Genomic DNA, 15,230 nt, shown 5'->3' with positions numbered 1-15,230 from the left:
CTGAGGCCCCTGATGAGCGAAACAAAAACCAACCTGCTGGATCTCGACCGGGATGCCATGCGTGCCTTCTTCGTCGAGTTGGGCGAGAAGCCGTTCCGGGCAGACCAGATAATGAAGTGGATCTATCACTTCGGTTGTGATGATTTCGATCAGATGAGCAACGTCAACAAGGCGCTGCGCGAGCGGCTCAAGGCCATTGCCGAGATCCGTGCCCCCGAGATCAGCCGTGAACAGCGCTCCGCCGATGGCACCATCAAATGGGCGCTGCAGGTGGGCGATCAGGAGGTGGAGACCGTCTACATTCCGGAAGCGGACCGCGCGACCCTGTGCGTCTCCTCCCAGGTGGGCTGCGCCCTGGCGTGCACCTTCTGCTCCACCGCCCAGCAAGGGTTCAACCGCAACCTGAAAGTCTCCGAGATCATCGGTCAGGTATGGCGTGCCGCCAAAGTGGTGGGTGGCAAGCGCCCCATCACCAACGTGGTGATGATGGGCATGGGTGAGCCGCTGCTCAACCTCGCCAACGTGGTACCTGCCATGAAGCTGATGATGGATGACTTCGGCTTCAGCATCTCCAAGCGCCGCGTCACTCTCTCCACCTCCGGTGTGGTGCCGGCGCTGGACATGCTGGGCGACCAGATCGACGTGGCCCTGGCCATCTCTCTGCATGCGCCGAATGACCAGTTGCGTTCCGAGATCATGCCGATCAACGACAAGTACAACATCGAGTCCTTCCTTGCCGGGGTACGCCGCTATCTGGCCAAGTCCAACGCCAACGGCGGCCGGGTGACCGTGGAGTATGTGCTGCTCGATCACATCAACGACGACATGCAGCATGCCCATGAGCTGGCCAAGGTTCTCAAGGAAACTCCTTGCAAGATCAACCTGATCCCGTTCAACCCCTTCCCGGGCAACCCGTTTGGCAAGCCGAGCAACAGCCGTATCGACCGTTTCTCCAAGGTGTTGATGGAATACGGCCTGACCGTCATCGTGCGCAAGACCCGTGGTGACGACATCGACGCCGCCTGTGGGCAGCTGGTGGGAGAGGTGATCGACCGCACCAAGCGCACCATGAAAAATCGGATGCAACAGGATGGGATTTCCGTCAAAATGGTTTAACTCCTAAGCCATTGTATAGACAGGAAATGGATATCCGTACATTGATCGTAGTGGCAGCGCTCTGTGCTCTGCCAGGCTGTGTCACAGAGACCACTTACGCTGGCCAGAATTCGACCCAGCGTGAAGTGGGCCCCGACCTCAAGGCCGCCGCCCAGACTCGTCTCGATCTGGGTATCCAGTATCTGCGCCAGGGCAATGCCGAGCAGGCCAAATTCAATCTCGACCGCGCCCTTCAGTACGATCCCAACAATCCTCAGGTCTACATCGGTTTTGCCTATTTCTACCAGCAGGTGTCGGATTTCAAGGCCGCCGAGGCGAGCTACAAGAAAGCGCTGGACATGGATCCGTCCAATGCTGACGCGATGAACAACTATGGCGCCTTCCTCTGCAACCGTGGCCGCTTCGACGAAGCGGAAAAGGCGTTCTTGCAGGCCGTCAGCCAGCCCGATTACGTGAAGATCGCCGATACCTACGAGAATGCGGCGCTCTGCTCGATGCAAAATCACAGAAATGACAAGGCCAGCGAGTATTATCGTCTGGCCTTGGGGTATAATCCCCGCAATCCTAGGGAAGGTGCGAATAAGTACCCTATGTGCCAAAACTAAAAAGTTTAGCCATTTAATATCAATAATTTAGAATGGTGTGTTTTTGTGCCAAGTGACTTGTTAGCACCTTCCCTAGGTTATTGCTGGACATGGCCGAGCTTTCCATGAAAGATGGCAAGCTTCCTGATGTCCAGTCTTACCTCGCGCGCTTTGCCGATGTGGCAGAGGAGAACGAGGAGAGCCTCTGGCTCCGGCTGCGGCTGGCCCAGGCCATGGACAAACCGGCATTACTTCACCAATTCGGGACTGAGCTGGTAAGGCAATATCCCACTTCGCAACAAGCCAAGCGTTACTTAGCCAATGACTACTGAACAGCCACACGATTTCCAAGACGACTCCCAGGCAGCGGGCCCAGGCCAGCTGCTGCGCAACGCCCGTGAACAGCTCGGCTGGACCCGGGAACAGGTTGCGTCCCGCATTCACCTTCGTCTGACCCTGATCGCCGCCATCGAAGCGGATACCTATGACAAGCACACGTCCCATACCTTCATTCGTGGCTATCTGCGGGCCTATGCCAAGCTCGTGGGCATCCCCGAGGAGACCATCCTCGCCGCCTACGAAAAGCTGGGGCTGACTCCCCCCGACAACATCGACATGCAGAGCTTCTCCCGTCGCTCCCGCCAGCAGGCCAATGACAGCCGGCTCAAGGTGGTGACCTGGCTGGTGATCCTGGTGCTGATCGGGCTCTCCGTCGCCTGGTGGTGGCAAAGCACGGCGCGCCGCTCTGCCGGTGACGACGCCCTGGCGGCGACCGAGATGAGCGCGACCGTCAATACGCCGGAAGCGAATGTTGCCCCCGCCGTGGAGGTCGCCGAGCCCGTGCTGCCCGTAGCGTCCGATGCCGTGTCCACCCAGGTTGTGGTGAGCGGTGCCACCGCGACCCTGCCTGTGGTCGCTACGGATGCCAGCGCAGCCGTCCCGACTGACGTTTCCGGTGCGGTCTCGACTGCCGAGAGCACGACCACCGAGCCCGCCAAGGCGCCCCAGCTCAAGATGAGCTTCACCGCCGATTGCTGGCTGGATGTCAAGGATGCCAACGGCAAGACCCTGTTCAGTGGTCTGAAGAAGGCGAACGACGAGCTTGTGCTGGAAGGACCCGAGCCACTCAGATTCATCATTGGCGCGCCCATGGCGGTCAATCTCGAATATCAGGGCAAGTCCTTCGACATGAGCCGTTACAACAACGGCCGGACTGCCCGCTTCTCACTGCCGCAGGAGTAATCAGTCCGCCATGTCTGTTCACGAAAAGCCCGCACACGAATCACCCATCGTTCGTCGCAAATCCAGACAGATCATGGTCGGCAACGTGCCGGTTGGGGGCGATGCCCCCATCACGGTACAGACCATGACCAACACCAAGACCACGGACGTGGCCGCTACCGTCGAGCAGATCCAGCGGATCGAGCGGGTCGGCGCCGACATCGTCCGGGTCTCCGTCCCCACCATGGAGGCGGCGGAAGCGTTCAAGCTCATCAAGCAGCAGACCCGCATCCCCATCGTGGCCGACATTCACTTCGACTACCGCATCGCCCTCAAAGTGGCCGAGTACGGGGCCGACTGCCTGCGCATCAACCCGGGCAACATCGGCAACGAAGAGCGGGTGCGTGCGGTGGTGGATTGCGCCCGTCACTACAACATCCCCATCCGCATCGGTGTCAACGGCGGTTCCCTTGAGCGTGATCTCCAGGAGAAATATGGCGAACCGACCCCGGAGGCGCTGCTGGAGTCCGCCATGCGCCACGTGGATTACCTGGATCGCCTCGACTTCCAGAACTTCAAGGTGAGCGTGAAGGCGTCCGATGTCTTCCTGGCAGTCGGTGCCTATCGCCTGCTGGCCAAGCAGATCGATCAACCCCTGCATCTGGGCATCACGGAAGCGGGCGGTTTTCGCGCCGGCGCGGTCAAGTCCGCCATCGGCCTTGGCATGTTGCTGAGCGAGGGGATTGGCGACACCCTGCGCATCTCCCTGGCCGCCGATCCGGTGGAAGAGGTGAAGGTGGGCTTCGACATCCTCAAATCCCTGCGCATCCGTTCCCGCGGCATCAACTTCATCGCCTGTCCCTCCTGCTCCCGTCAGGAGTTCGACGTCATCGGCACGGTCAACGCCCTGGAAGAGCGGCTCGAAGACATCATCACCCCGATGGATGTCTCCATCATCGGCTGTGTGGTGAACGGTCCGGGGGAGGCGCTGGTTTCCGATCTCGGCCTTGCGGGGGCCGCCAACAAGAGTGCCTTCTACGAGGGGGGCCAGCGGGTCGACCGGCTCGACAACAAGGATTTGATCCCGACCCTGGAGCGTCGCATCCGTGCCAGGGCCGCCATGCTGGATCCGGCCAACCAGATCCAGGTGGACAAAGGTTGAACCATGACGGGGCCACCTGGGGTGGCCCCGGCTTTAGGTTGTTGATTTTACATCCCGCATCCGGGCACCCGATTTTACCTCGGGGTCGAAAATCCCTATAATGCGGCCAAATTTTACCTCTTTTTCTCGAGTATCAACGTGGCAAAACAGATCCAAGCTATTCGCGGTATGAATGATTGCCTGCCGGAGCAGAGCCCGGTATGGCAGAAAGTAGAACAGATCCTGCGCCAGGTCGTGGCCAGCTATGGCTACAGCGAAGTGCGCATGCCCATCGTCGAGCAGACCCATCTGTTCAAGCGTGCCATCGGTGAAGTGACCGACGTGGTCGAAAAAGAGATGTACACCTTTGAAGACCGCAACGGCGACAGCCTGAGCCTGCGTCCGGAAGGGACCGCCAGTTGCGTGCGTGCCGGCATCGAGCACGGTCTGCTTTACAACCAGGAACGCCGGATGTGGTACATGGGCCCCATGTTCCGTCACGAGCGTCCCCAGAAAGGTCGCTATCGCCAGTTCCACCAGTTCGGGGTCGAGCTGTTCGGCATCAACGGGCCGGACATCGATGCCGAGCTCATCATGCTGACTCACCGCCTGTGGCGTCTGTTCGGCATCAGCGATCACGTCACCTTGCAGCTCAACACCCTCGGCCAGAGCAGCGAACGTGCCGCCTATCGCGATGCCCTGGTCGCCTATCTGGAACAGTACAAGAGCGAGCTGGACGAAGAGAGCCAGCGCCGCATGTACAGCAACCCCCTGCGGGTGCTCGACTCCAAAGACGAAAAAGTGCAGGCCATCCTGGCAGGTGCTCCCCGTTTGTTCGACCACCTGGGCGAAGAGAGCCTGGCTCACTTCGAAGGGCTCAAGCGCCTGCTCACGGCGGCCGGCATCCAGTTCGAGGTGAACGAGCGTCTGGTGCGCGGCCTCGACTACTACAACCTGACCGTGTTCGAGTGGGTGACCAACAGCCTGGGGGCCCAGGGCACCGTCTGTGCCGGTGGTCGCTACGACGGCCTAGTGGAGCAGCTCGGTGGCCAGCCGACCCCGGCAGTGGGTTTCGCCATGGGCATGGAGCGTCTGGTGCTGATGCTTGAAACCCTCGAGCTCAATGCTGACATCCGCCCGGCGGTGGATGTCTATCTCTGCATGGTGGGTGAGGGGACTGAACAGGCTGGCTTTGCCCTGGCAGAGCGCCTGCGCGATGCCCTGCCGGACTTGCGCCTCATGAGCCACTGCGGCGGCGGCAACTTCAAGAAACAACTCAAGCGTGCCGACAAGAGCGGCGCGGCCATTGCCCTGATCCTTGGGGAGACCGAGGTGCAAAGCGGGGAGATCACCATCAAATATCTGCGTGGCCAGGCCGAGCAACAGACCGTCTCGGTCGATGCCGCCATCGCCCTGCTGGCAGCGAAAGGAGAGTAAGCTGTGGAAGTGTATACCACTGAAGAACAACAGGTTGAGGTCATCAAGAGCTGGTTGAAAGAGAACGGTACCTCGGTGATCGCCGGGACCGTGATCGGTTTGGTCGGCCTCTTTGGCTGGCGCTACTACAACGAGATGCAGCAGAACAACCAGGAAGCCGCCTCCCAGGCTTACAACGAGATGACCGCCCAGCTCGCCAAGGGGGACGACGCCGCCCTGGAGCTGGCAAAGAGCTTCATTACCGCTCACAAGGGTGACGCCTATGCCGAGCTGGCCGCTCTGCAACTGGCTGCGGCCGCCGTCAAGGCGGGCAAGCTGGATTTGGCTGCCGAGCAGCTGACCCAGGTGGCCGCCAGTGGCGACGACAGCATCAAGCCCATCGCCGCCCTGCGTCTGGCCCGGATCCTGAGCGATCAGGGCAAGGCAGACGAGGCCCTGGCCCAGCTTGGCAAGATCAACAACGACGCCTTCAAGGCCCAGGTGGCGGAAGTGCGCGGCGACATCCTGCAAAAGCAGGGCAAGGCCGAAGAAGCGCGCGATGCCTATCAGGCGGCGGCGGATGCCGGCGGCCTGCAGAGCAGCGCCGAACTCAAGCTGAAGATGGATGATCTGGCGCTGCCAGCCGTCACTGCGGGCGAGGCTCCGGATGCGTAATCTGTACAAGCGAATGGCGCTGGGGGTGGCTGTCTCCTTCGCCTTGCAGGGCTGCTCCCTGTTCAGTTCGGAAGAAGATCTCAACCCCATGGCACCCCTGCCCAAGGTCGAGTCCGCGTTCACTGCCGATACGGCATGGTCCTCCTCGGTTGGGGATGGCATCGGCGACTTCTACTCCCAGCTCAAGCCGGTGGTGGAAGAGGACCGCATCTATGCAGCGGCCCGCGATGGCGATGTGACCGCCTTCGAGCGCGAGAGCGGCAAGGAGCTGTGGAGCGTGGATCTGGCAGATCTGCCCATCAACGCCGACAAGCGCAGTGCCCGTCTCTCCGGCGGCCTGGTTTCCCGCTACGGCAAGCTGTTCCTCGGGTCCGAAAACGGGGTGGTCTACGCCCTGAACGAGGCCAACGGCGAAGTGCTGTGGCAGACCACGGTGCCGGGGGAAGTGGTGGCGAGCCCCGCCGTCGAGGATGGCCGCGTGGTGGTGCTGACCACCTCCGGTCGCCTGGTGGCGCTCGATACCGACGAGGGCAAGCTGCAGTGGACCCTGTCCGAAGAGCAGCCGCCCCTGACCCTGCGCAGTGCCGGCGCCCCCATCATCACCAACGGTGCCGTCATCTATGGCCGCGCCGATGGCAAGGTTGGCATCGCCCTGCTGAGCAACGGCCAGCCGGTGCGTCAATCCAAGGTGGCTGACCCGCGCGGCGCCACCGAGCTGGATCGGATGGTGGACGTCGATGCCAGCCCGCTGATTGCCGGTGATGAGCTCTACGCCATCGCCTACAACGGCCAGTTGATGGCGCGCAAGCTGATGAGCGGCGACGAAGTGTGGAAGCGCAAGTATTCCGGTTATCGCGACATGGCGGTGACCGGCAATGCCATCGTGCTGACCGACAGCCGCAGCCATCTGTTTGCGGTCGATCGTCGCAACGGTCTCGAGCTGTGGTCCAACACCCAGCTGGAAAACCGCACCGTGACCGCCCCCGTCATCCTGGGTGACTATGTGGTGGTCGGCGATGTGGAAGGTTACCTGTATTGGCTGGACCGTACCGACGGGACCATCAAGGCCATGCAGCAGCTCGACAGCAGTGGTCTCTATGCCGCTCCGCTGGTGGAGGGTGACACCCTGTATGTGCAGAGCCGTGACGGCAAGTTGTACGCCCTCAAGCGTCCTTGATCGTCCGATAATGTGAATATCCGGCTCCTGGTCTTCGGACCCGGAGCCTTTGTCGTCTTGAGAATGAGGCTTTTATGACTCCTGTAGTTGCCCTGGTGGGCCGCCCCAACGTGGGGAAATCCACCCTGTTTAACCGCCTGACCCGTACCCGGGATGCCCTGGTTGCCGACTTCCCCGGCCTGACCCGGGACCGCAAATATGGCCAGGCGAAGCTGGGCGAGCTGGAATTTATCGTGGTCGATACCGGCGGTATCGATGGCACCGAGGAGGGGATCGAGCTGAAGATGGCTGAGCAGTCCCTGCTGGCCATCGAAGAGGCCGATGTGGTGCTCTTCATGGTGGATGCGCGCGCCGGTCTGACTGCGGCGGATCAGGCCATCGCCGAGCACCTGCGCAAGACCCACAAGAAGGTGTTTCTGGTGGCCAACAAGACCGACGGCATCGACGGCGATTCCGCGGTGTCCGAGTTCTACGGTCTGGCCCTGGGCGAGGTCTACCAGATGGCGGCCGCCCACGGCCGTGGCGTACTGAGCCTGCTGGAGCTGGCCCTGGCCCCTCACCTCGAGACCCTGGTCGGCTCTGCCACCGAGGCACAAGAGGAAGAGGAGCTGGAGGAGTTCGACGAAGAGGCCCTGCTGCGCATGGTGGCTGCCGGTGAGCTCGACACCCGGGAAGACACCAAGGAGACGCCGTTCGCCGACCTGCCCATCAAGTTCGCCATCGTCGGTCGTCCCAACGTCGGCAAGTCGACCCTGACCAACCGCATGCTGGGTGAAGATCGGGTCATCGTCTACGACATGCCGGGTACCACCCGCGACTCCGTCTACATCCCCATGGAGCGCGACGATCAGAAATACGTGGTCATCGACACCGCCGGCGTGCGTCGCCGTGGCAAGGTGCACGAGACGGTGGAGAAGTTCTCCGTCATCAAGACGCTCAAGGCGATTGAAGATGCCAACGTCTGCCTGCTGGTCATTGACGCCCGGGAGACCATCACGGATCAGGACTTGAGCATCCTCGGCTTCGTGCTCAACAGCGGCCGCTCCGTGGTACTGGTGGTCAACAAGTGGGACGGCCTGGATCAGAAGGTGAAAGAGGACGTCAAGAACGAGCTGGACAGACGCCTGGGCTTCATCGACTTCGCCCGGGTGCACTTCATCTCCGCCTTGCACGGCAGTGGCGTCGGTCACCTGTTCGAATCCATCAACGAGGCTTACGAGTCCGCGACTCGCCGCACCAGCACCGCCATGCTGACCCGCATCATGCAGATGGCCCAGGAAGATCACCAGCCGCCCATGGTGAACGGTCGCCGGGTCAAGCTGAAGTATGCCCACGCCGGTGGTTACAACCCGCCGCGCATCGTGATCCACGGCAACCAGTTGAACGACCTGCCTGACTCCTACAAGCGCTACCTCATCAACTACTTCCGCAAGTCGTTGAAGATCATGGGGACCCCGATCCGGGTGGAGTTCCAGGAGTCGGTCAACCCGTTCGAGGGCAAGAAGAACACCCTGACCCTGAGCCAGGAACGCCAGCGCAAGCGCTTGCTCAAGGCCAAAGCGAAGAAATAAAGCCCTGCGGCTGCCCTTACCGGCAGCCGTTTTTATTGGTGGCCCTCCTCAGGGCAGACAAACCGGGGGAGGGGCTGCGAGTGACGCCGGTGCACAGTGACGTAACAGAGGAGTCGAGAAGAGAATGAACACGCTGACCTGCCCTGCCTGTCAGGGTGAACTGGACAGCCGCAGCCGCGAGACGACGTGTGGCCAGTGTCAGGCCCATTATCGCATCCGGGCCCTGTGTCCTGCCTGCGGGCAGGAGCTGGAGCGGCTTCGGGCTTGCGGCGCGGTGGATTATTTTTGCAACCACTGCAACACCCTGGTCTCCAAGCGCACCGTTCTGTTTGAAGCGCAGCCTGACAAGGCATAAAAAAACCCGGCTGATGCCGGGTTTATACTGTGTGCTCCGCTATCAGCAGCGTGAAGGAGCGGTTTCTGTGCCAGATCTTGCGTTTCATGTCGGCCAGCTTGAGCTTGCGTCTCGGGCTCCAGGCACATTTGGTTTTTCGGGCCAACATGGCTCTTCTGCGTGCTCGCATCCTGTTCTCCTCCCTGGTCTTGCGTGGGGCCGAAAGGGCCCTTGGCAGGAACTGCAACGCAATGAATACATTGCAATAAGTTCGCTCCAGCGCCCCTCGTATACCCAAGGATGGTAACAGAGAACAGGGCAGGAAAACACACCCCCGGCGAGGCTAGGGGGTGATGATCTGTTTGACCACTTCGGCGATGATGGCCGGACGCTGCGCCGGCACGTCCGGCTCGCTGCTGTCGTCCTCGTCCAGCTCTTCCCGACGATGGGCCTTCTGCTGTTCGTTGTCGAGCCAGAGCAGGCTCTGGTAGTACTGGCGCACGTTGTTGACATAGTTGCGCGCCTCGCCGCCACGGGCATAGCCATAGCGCACCTTGCGATGCCAGCGTGACTGCTGCAACAGGGGCAGCACCTCTTTCACGTCGCTCCAGGCGTCCGGATTCTTGCCCAGCTCCTTGGTCAGGCGGCGGGCATCCATCATGTGGCCGTAGCCGATGTTGTAGGCGGTGAGGGCAAACCACACTTTCTCGTCCGCCGGGACCGAGTCGGGCACCTTCGCCATCATCTCCTGCAGGTAGCGGGCGCCCCCTTTGATGCTCTCTTCCGGGTGGGTGCGATCGTTTACCCCCATCGCCTTGGCGGTCGGGCCGGTGAGCATCATCATGCCGCGCACCCCGGTGTAGGAGCGTGCCTGGGGATCCCAGTGGGATTCCTGATAGCTGATGGCGGCCAGCAGCCGCCAGTCGATATCCTTGGCGTGGGTCTGGAACAGCGCCTGGTACTTGGGCAGCAGGCTCTTGGCCCGTTGCAGGAAGGTACGGGTGTCGACGAAGTCGAAGTTCTGCACGTGGCCGAAGTACTTCTCGTCGAGCTTGGCGATGGCGCCATCCATGAAGCGCTGACCGAAGAAGTCGATGATGCTGGCGTAGAGGCTGTCGTCGGGCAGCTTGGTCATGGCCCAGGCCACGGTCTGCTTGCTGGCGAGGGTCAAGCCCTCGGTGAGTTCGGGGTAGTAGCGCTGGGTACGGGCCAGTATGGTGTCCTGCACCACCGTGTAGTCCACCTTGCCGTCGGCCACCTGCTTGAGCAGCTCTTCCACGTCCGCATCCCGATTGGTGCTCCACTTCAGGTTGGGGTACTGCTTGGCCAGCTCCTTCATCAGGTCCTCGCCGGTGGAGCCCGCCGGCACCACTATGCTGCCCTTGATGTCACCGAGGTTCTTGGGCCTGGGGGAGCCGTTGCGATAGACCAGCTTGGGGGAGACCTGGTAGAAGCCGGGGCCGAAGCGGAACAACTTGCGCCGCTCCGGGGTCACGACGATGGCGGCGGCGGCGAGATCCAGCTTGCCCTTTTGCAGTTGCTCGACCAGCTCGGCGGTGCTGTAGGCCGGTACTATGGTCAGCTTGACCCCCAGCCAGTCTGCGTAAAGCTGCGCCAGCTCGTAGTCGAACCCCAGTGCGGTGTCGTCACGCTGGTAATAGGAAGTGGGGCCATAGAGGGTGCCAACCCGGATCTCGCCTCGCTGGCGGATCTGCTCCAGTTGGCTGGAGGGGTGGTAGAAGTCGCAACCGGCCAGGGCCAGCGTCAACATCATCCCGATGAACAGTCGAAAAATGCAGCGCAAGTAGGTGAGTACCCTTGTTGAAAAAATCGGCATTTGTCAAAAAAGAGGCACCTTTATACCAGAGAGTATGAAGGGAGTCACACCGCGCGAGATGAGAAAAACGTTTGTTCAGGATGGGCCTGATCCCTATAATACGCGCGTCTCAAATCCCCCCACACTCTAAAACTTGGTGAGAAAGGTATATGGAAATCTTGCGTGGTGCCCCAGCACTGTCTGAGTTTCGTGTCCACAAGCTGCTGCAGAGCTGCGCACAGAGAGGAGTAGAGATAGCAAGCGTCTATGCGGAATACGTGCATTTTGCCGAGCTGACGAGCCCGCTGTCGCCCCCCGAGCGAGCGACCTTGGGCCAGCTTCTGCGCTACGGCCCGACCATCCCGGAACACACCCCCAGCGGTCAGCTGTTCCTCGTTACCCCCCGCCCCGGCACTATCTCCCCCTGGTCTTCCAAAGCAACCGACATCGCCCATAACTGCGGCCTGAAACAGGTCAAGCGGCTGGAGCGCGGCATTGCCTATTACGTGCAGGCCAAGGGTGAGCTGAGCGTGGCCCAGCGCAGCGAGATCGCGGCCCTGCTGCACGATCGCATGATGGAAGTGGTCTTTGCCGAGATGAACGAGGCCGCCGCCCTGTTTGCTCACCACGAGCCGCGCCCCTTTACCCAGGTAGATGTGCTGGGTGGTGGTCGCGCCGCCCTGGAAGAGGCCAACGTGACCCTGGGTCTGGCCCTGGCCGATGACGAAATAGATTACCTGGTGACCAACTTCACCCGGCTGGGTCGCAATCCCAACGACATCGAGCTCTACATGTTTGCCCAGGCGAACTCTGAGCACTGCCGTCACAAGATCTTCAACGCCGACTGGACCATCGACGGCAAGCAGCAGCCCAAGTCGCTGTTCAAGATGATCAAGAACACCTTCGAGCAGACGCCGGATCATGTCCTGTCTGCCTACAAAGACAACGCCGCGGTGATGGAAGGCAGCCAGGGTGGCCGCTTCTTCCCGAGCCCCGCCAATGGTGAGTACCAGTATCACCAGGAGCGCGTCGACATCCTGATGAAGGTGGAGACACACAACCACCCGACCGCCATCTCTCCCTTCCCGGGTGCCGCCACCGGCTCCGGCGGCGAAATCCGCGACGAGGGTGCGACAGGCCGCGGTGCCAAGCCCAAGGCGGGCCTGGTGGGCTTCTCCGTCTCCAACCTGCGCATCCCTGGTTTCGAGCAGCCCTGGGAGCAGGACTTCGGCAAGCCGAGCCGCATCGTCAGTGCCTTTGACATCATGCAGGAAGGTCCCCTTGGCGGCGCCGCCTTCAACAACGAATTCGGTCGCCCTGCCATCCTGGGTTACTTCCGTACCTTCGAAGAGCAGGTGCCGAGCCACAACGGCGTCGAGGTGCGCGGCTACCACAAGCCCATCATGCTGGCGGGTGGCATCGGCAACATCCGCAGCGAGCACGTTCAGAAAGGGGAGATCCCGGTGGGGGCGGCCCTCATCGTGCTGGGTGGTCCGGCCATGAACATCGGCCTGGGTGGCGGAGCCGCCTCCTCCATGGCGTCCGGTCAGTCTGCCGAAGATCTCGACTTCGCCTCCGTGCAGCGTGACAACCCCGAGATGGAGCGTCGTTGCCAGGAAGTGATCGACCGCTGCTGGCAACTGGGGGACGACAACCCCATCGTCTTCATCCACGACGTGGGCGCCGGTGGTCTCTCCAACGCCATGCCGGAGCTGGTGAGCGACGGGGATCGCGGTGGTCGCTTCGACCTGCGTGCCATCCCGAACGACGAGCCGGGCATGAGCCCGCTGGAAGTCTGGTGCAACGAATCCCAGGAGCGCTATGTGCTGGCCGTGGCCCAAGACAAGCTGCCTCTGTTCAAGGCCCTGTGCGAGCGCGAACGCGCCCCCTATGCCGTCATCGGCACCGCCACCGAAGAGAAGCATCTCACTCTCTCTGATGATCACTTTGACAACCAGCCCATCGATCTGCCGCTGGACGTGCTGCTTGGCAAGGCGCCCAAGATGCACCGCGACGTGCAGAGCCTGCCCGCCCAGGGCAAGGCGCTGCAACTGGACGGCATCACCCTCAGCGACGCCGCCGAGCGCGTGCTGCGTCTGCCCACCGTGGCGGAGAAGTCCTTCCTCATCACCATCGGCGATCGCACTGTAACGGGCCTGGTCAACCGCGATCAGATGGTCGGCCCCTGGCAGATCCCGGTGGCTGACTGTGCCGTTACCGCCGCGACCTACGACAGCTACCACGGTGAAGCCATGTCCATGGGCGAGCGCACCCCGGTGGCGCTGCTCTCTCATGCCGCCTCCGCCCGCATGGCGGTGGCCGAGGCCTTGACCAACCTGGCACCGGCCAATATCGGCTCCCTCAAGCGGGTCAAGCTCTCCGCCAACTGGATGTCCGCAGCCGGCCACCCGGGGGAAGATGCGGGTCTCTACGAAGCCGTGAAAGCGGTGGGCGAAGAGCTCTGCCCGGCCCTTGGCATCACCATCCCGGTGGGCAAGGACTCCATGTCCATGAAGACCCGCTGGCAGCAGGACGGGGAAGAGCGCAGCGTCACCTCGCCGCTCTCCCTGCTCATCTCGGCGTTTGCCCGGGTCGAGGACGTGCGCAATACCGTGACCCCGCAACTGCGCACCGATCTCGGTGAGACCGACCTTATCCTCATCGACCTTGGCAACGGCAAGCAGCGCCTCGGCGCCTCAGCCCTGGCCCAGGTTTACCGCCAGCTTGGGCAAAGCGCCCCGGATCTGGACAACCCGGTTCAGCTCAAGGGCTTCTTCAACGCCATCCAGGCGCTGGTGGCGGATCGCAAGCTGATTGCCTACCACGACCGCTCCGACGGCGGCCTCTTCGTCACCCTGACCGAGATGGCGTTTGCCGGTCACTGCGGCCTTGACATCCAGCTCGATCGCGTGGGTGGCGACCTGCTGCCGGCCCTGTTCAACGAGGAGCTGGGTGCCGTCATCCAGGTTCGTCGCGAAGACAAGGAAGCGGTGCTGACCCTGCTGGCCGGTCACGGTCTGGCAGCCTGCTCCCACGTGCTGGGCACGGTGCGCGAAGACGACCTCATCCTGTTCCAGCGTGCCGGCAGCGAGGTTTATCGCGCCAGCCGCACCGCCCTTCGCACCATCTGGGGCGAGACCAGCTGGCAGATGCAGCGCCTGCGGGACAACCCGGAGTGCGCCGATCAGGAGCATGCCGCCCGCCAGGACGCCACCGATCCGGGTCTGCAGGCCAGGCTCACCTACAACCCGTCCGACGACGTGGCCGCGCCCTATATCGCTCGCGGGGTTTCTCCCCGTCTGGCGGTGCTGCGCGAGCAGGGGGTCAACTCCCACGTGGAGATGGCGGCCGCCTTTGACCGCGCCGGCTTCACCGCTGTCGACGTGCACATGAGCGACATCCTCGAGGGGCGCATCAAGCTGGAAGATTTCCAGACCCTGGTGGCCTGTGGCGGCTTCTCCTACGGCGACGTGCTGGGGGCGGGTGAAGGCTGGGCCAAGTCCATCCTGTTCAACGACAACGCCCGTGAGCAGTTCCAGCGCTTCTTCGAGCGCGGCGATACCCTCTCCCTGGGGGTGTGCAACGGCTGCCAGATGATGTCCAACCTGCGTGACCTCATCCCGGGGGCCGATCTCTGGCCGCGCTTCGTGCGCAACCGCTCCGAACGCTTCGAGGCGCGCTTCAGCCTGGTGGAAGTGCAGGACTCCCCGTCCGCCTTCTTCGCCGGGATGGCGGGCTCCGTGATGCCGATTGCCGTCTCCCACGGGGAAGGGCGCGTGGAAGTGCGCGATGCCGCTCACCTGGCTGCGCTGCAACAAAGCGGTCTGGTGGGGCTGCGTTTCGTGGACAACCGCGGCAACGTCACCGCGCAATACCCGGCCAACCCCAACGGCTCCCCTGACGGTATCACCGCGGTGACCAGTGCGGACGGTCGCGCCACCATCATGATGCCGCACCCGGAGCGGGTGTTCCGCACCGTGGCCAACTCCTGGCACCCGGACAACTGGGGTGAGGATGGCGCCTGGATGCGCATGTTCCGCAATGCTCGGGTTCGCCTGGGTTAAGCGCCAGCAAGAAACCAAAAACCGGCCCTTGTGGCCGGTTTTTTTATGGTTCATCGCGGCTTTCCGGGGAAGGCCGCCTTGATTTTCAGAAAAAAGTATTCTGAGTCCCTAAATC

10 protein-coding genes and 2 pseudogenes are annotated in these 15,230 nt (G+C 62.2%); 11 read left to right on the top strand and 1 reads right to left on the bottom strand.

Annotated elements, in window-relative coordinates:
* The first annotated feature begins 12 nt into the window (after positions 1–12).
* From OKC30_RS05535 to OKC30_RS05490, 10 genes and pseudogenes are all read left to right on the top strand, one after another.
* On the top strand, positions 13–1,116 hold the full coding sequence (locus OKC30_RS05535) for a bifunctional tRNA (adenosine(37)-C2)-methyltransferase TrmG/ribosomal RNA large subunit methyltransferase RlmN (protein ID WP_041213014.1): 1,104 nt from the start codon (positions 13–15) through the stop codon (positions 1,114–1,116).
* A gap of 11 nt (positions 1,117–1,127) precedes the next feature.
* Positions 1,128–1,679 (top strand): annotated as a pseudogene (tapF, locus tag OKC30_RS05530) (PilW family type IVa pilus biogenesis/stability lipoprotein TapF); the annotation flags it as partial.
* A 113-nt stretch (positions 1,680–1,792) separates the two neighbouring features.
* A pseudogene (gene tapF / locus OKC30_RS05525) lies at positions 1,793–2,032 on the top strand (PilW family type IVa pilus biogenesis/stability lipoprotein TapF); the annotation flags it as partial.
* Complete coding sequence (locus tag OKC30_RS05520) at positions 2,022–2,942, top strand: RodZ domain-containing protein (RefSeq protein WP_104454297.1); 921 nt, start codon at positions 2,022–2,024, stop codon at positions 2,940–2,942. The pseudogene tapF (OKC30_RS05525) and the gene OKC30_RS05520, both read left to right, overlap by 11 nt.
* A gap of 10 nt (positions 2,943–2,952) precedes the next feature.
* On the top strand, positions 2,953–4,083 hold the full coding sequence (gene ispG / locus OKC30_RS05515; RefSeq protein WP_010675049.1) for a flavodoxin-dependent (E)-4-hydroxy-3-methylbut-2-enyl-diphosphate synthase: 1,131 nt from the start codon (positions 2,953–2,955) through the stop codon (positions 4,081–4,083).
* 138 nt (positions 4,084–4,221) lie between these two features.
* Entirely contained in the window at positions 4,222–5,499 is a 1,278-nt protein-coding gene (gene hisS / locus OKC30_RS05510; protein ID WP_039038721.1) for a histidine--tRNA ligase, read from the top strand.
* A gap of 3 nt (positions 5,500–5,502) precedes the next feature.
* The gene (locus tag OKC30_RS05505) at positions 5,503–6,153 is read left to right on the top strand and encodes a YfgM family protein (RefSeq protein WP_270666262.1); all 651 of its coding nucleotides are present in this window, start codon (positions 5,503–5,505) and stop codon (positions 6,151–6,153) included.
* The gene (gene bamB / locus OKC30_RS05500; RefSeq protein WP_029314685.1) at positions 6,146–7,330 is read left to right on the top strand and encodes an outer membrane protein assembly factor BamB; all 1,185 of its coding nucleotides are present in this window, start codon (positions 6,146–6,148) and stop codon (positions 7,328–7,330) included. The genes OKC30_RS05505 and bamB overlap by 8 nt, the downstream gene beginning before the upstream one ends.
* Positions 7,331–7,404: 74 nt before the next feature.
* On the top strand, positions 7,405–8,901 hold the full coding sequence (gene der / locus OKC30_RS05495; RefSeq protein WP_010675045.1) for a ribosome biogenesis GTPase Der: 1,497 nt from the start codon (positions 7,405–7,407) through the stop codon (positions 8,899–8,901).
* Between the two features lie 124 nt (positions 8,902–9,025).
* Positions 9,026–9,256 (top strand): zinc ribbon domain-containing protein, encoded by a 231-nt coding sequence (locus OKC30_RS05490; RefSeq protein ID WP_104453031.1) that lies wholly within the window; start codon positions 9,026–9,028, stop codon positions 9,254–9,256.
* Positions 9,257–9,578: 322 nt separating this feature from the next.
* On the opposite strand, the gene mltF is transcribed toward OKC30_RS05490, so the two are convergent.
* Positions 9,579–11,072, bottom strand: coding sequence for a membrane-bound lytic murein transglycosylase MltF (gene mltF, locus OKC30_RS05485; protein WP_029314683.1), 1,494 nt, complete (start codon positions 11,070–11,072; stop codon positions 9,579–9,581).
* 149 nt (positions 11,073–11,221) lie between these two features.
* Here mltF and purL point away from each other — a divergent pair, with 149 nt between their 5' ends.
* Entirely contained in the window at positions 11,222–15,115 is a 3,894-nt protein-coding gene (purL, locus tag OKC30_RS05480) for a phosphoribosylformylglycinamidine synthase (RefSeq protein ID WP_270662689.1), read from the top strand.
* Positions 15,116–15,230 lie beyond the last annotated feature (115 nt).

Source organism: Aeromonas sp. QDB18, from assembly GCF_027705325.1.
Taxonomy (GTDB): domain Bacteria; phylum Pseudomonadota; class Gammaproteobacteria; order Enterobacterales; family Aeromonadaceae; genus Aeromonas; species Aeromonas caviae.
Note: the sequence above shows the minus strand (reverse complement) of the source record. Positions and strands in the feature narration are given on the sequence as shown.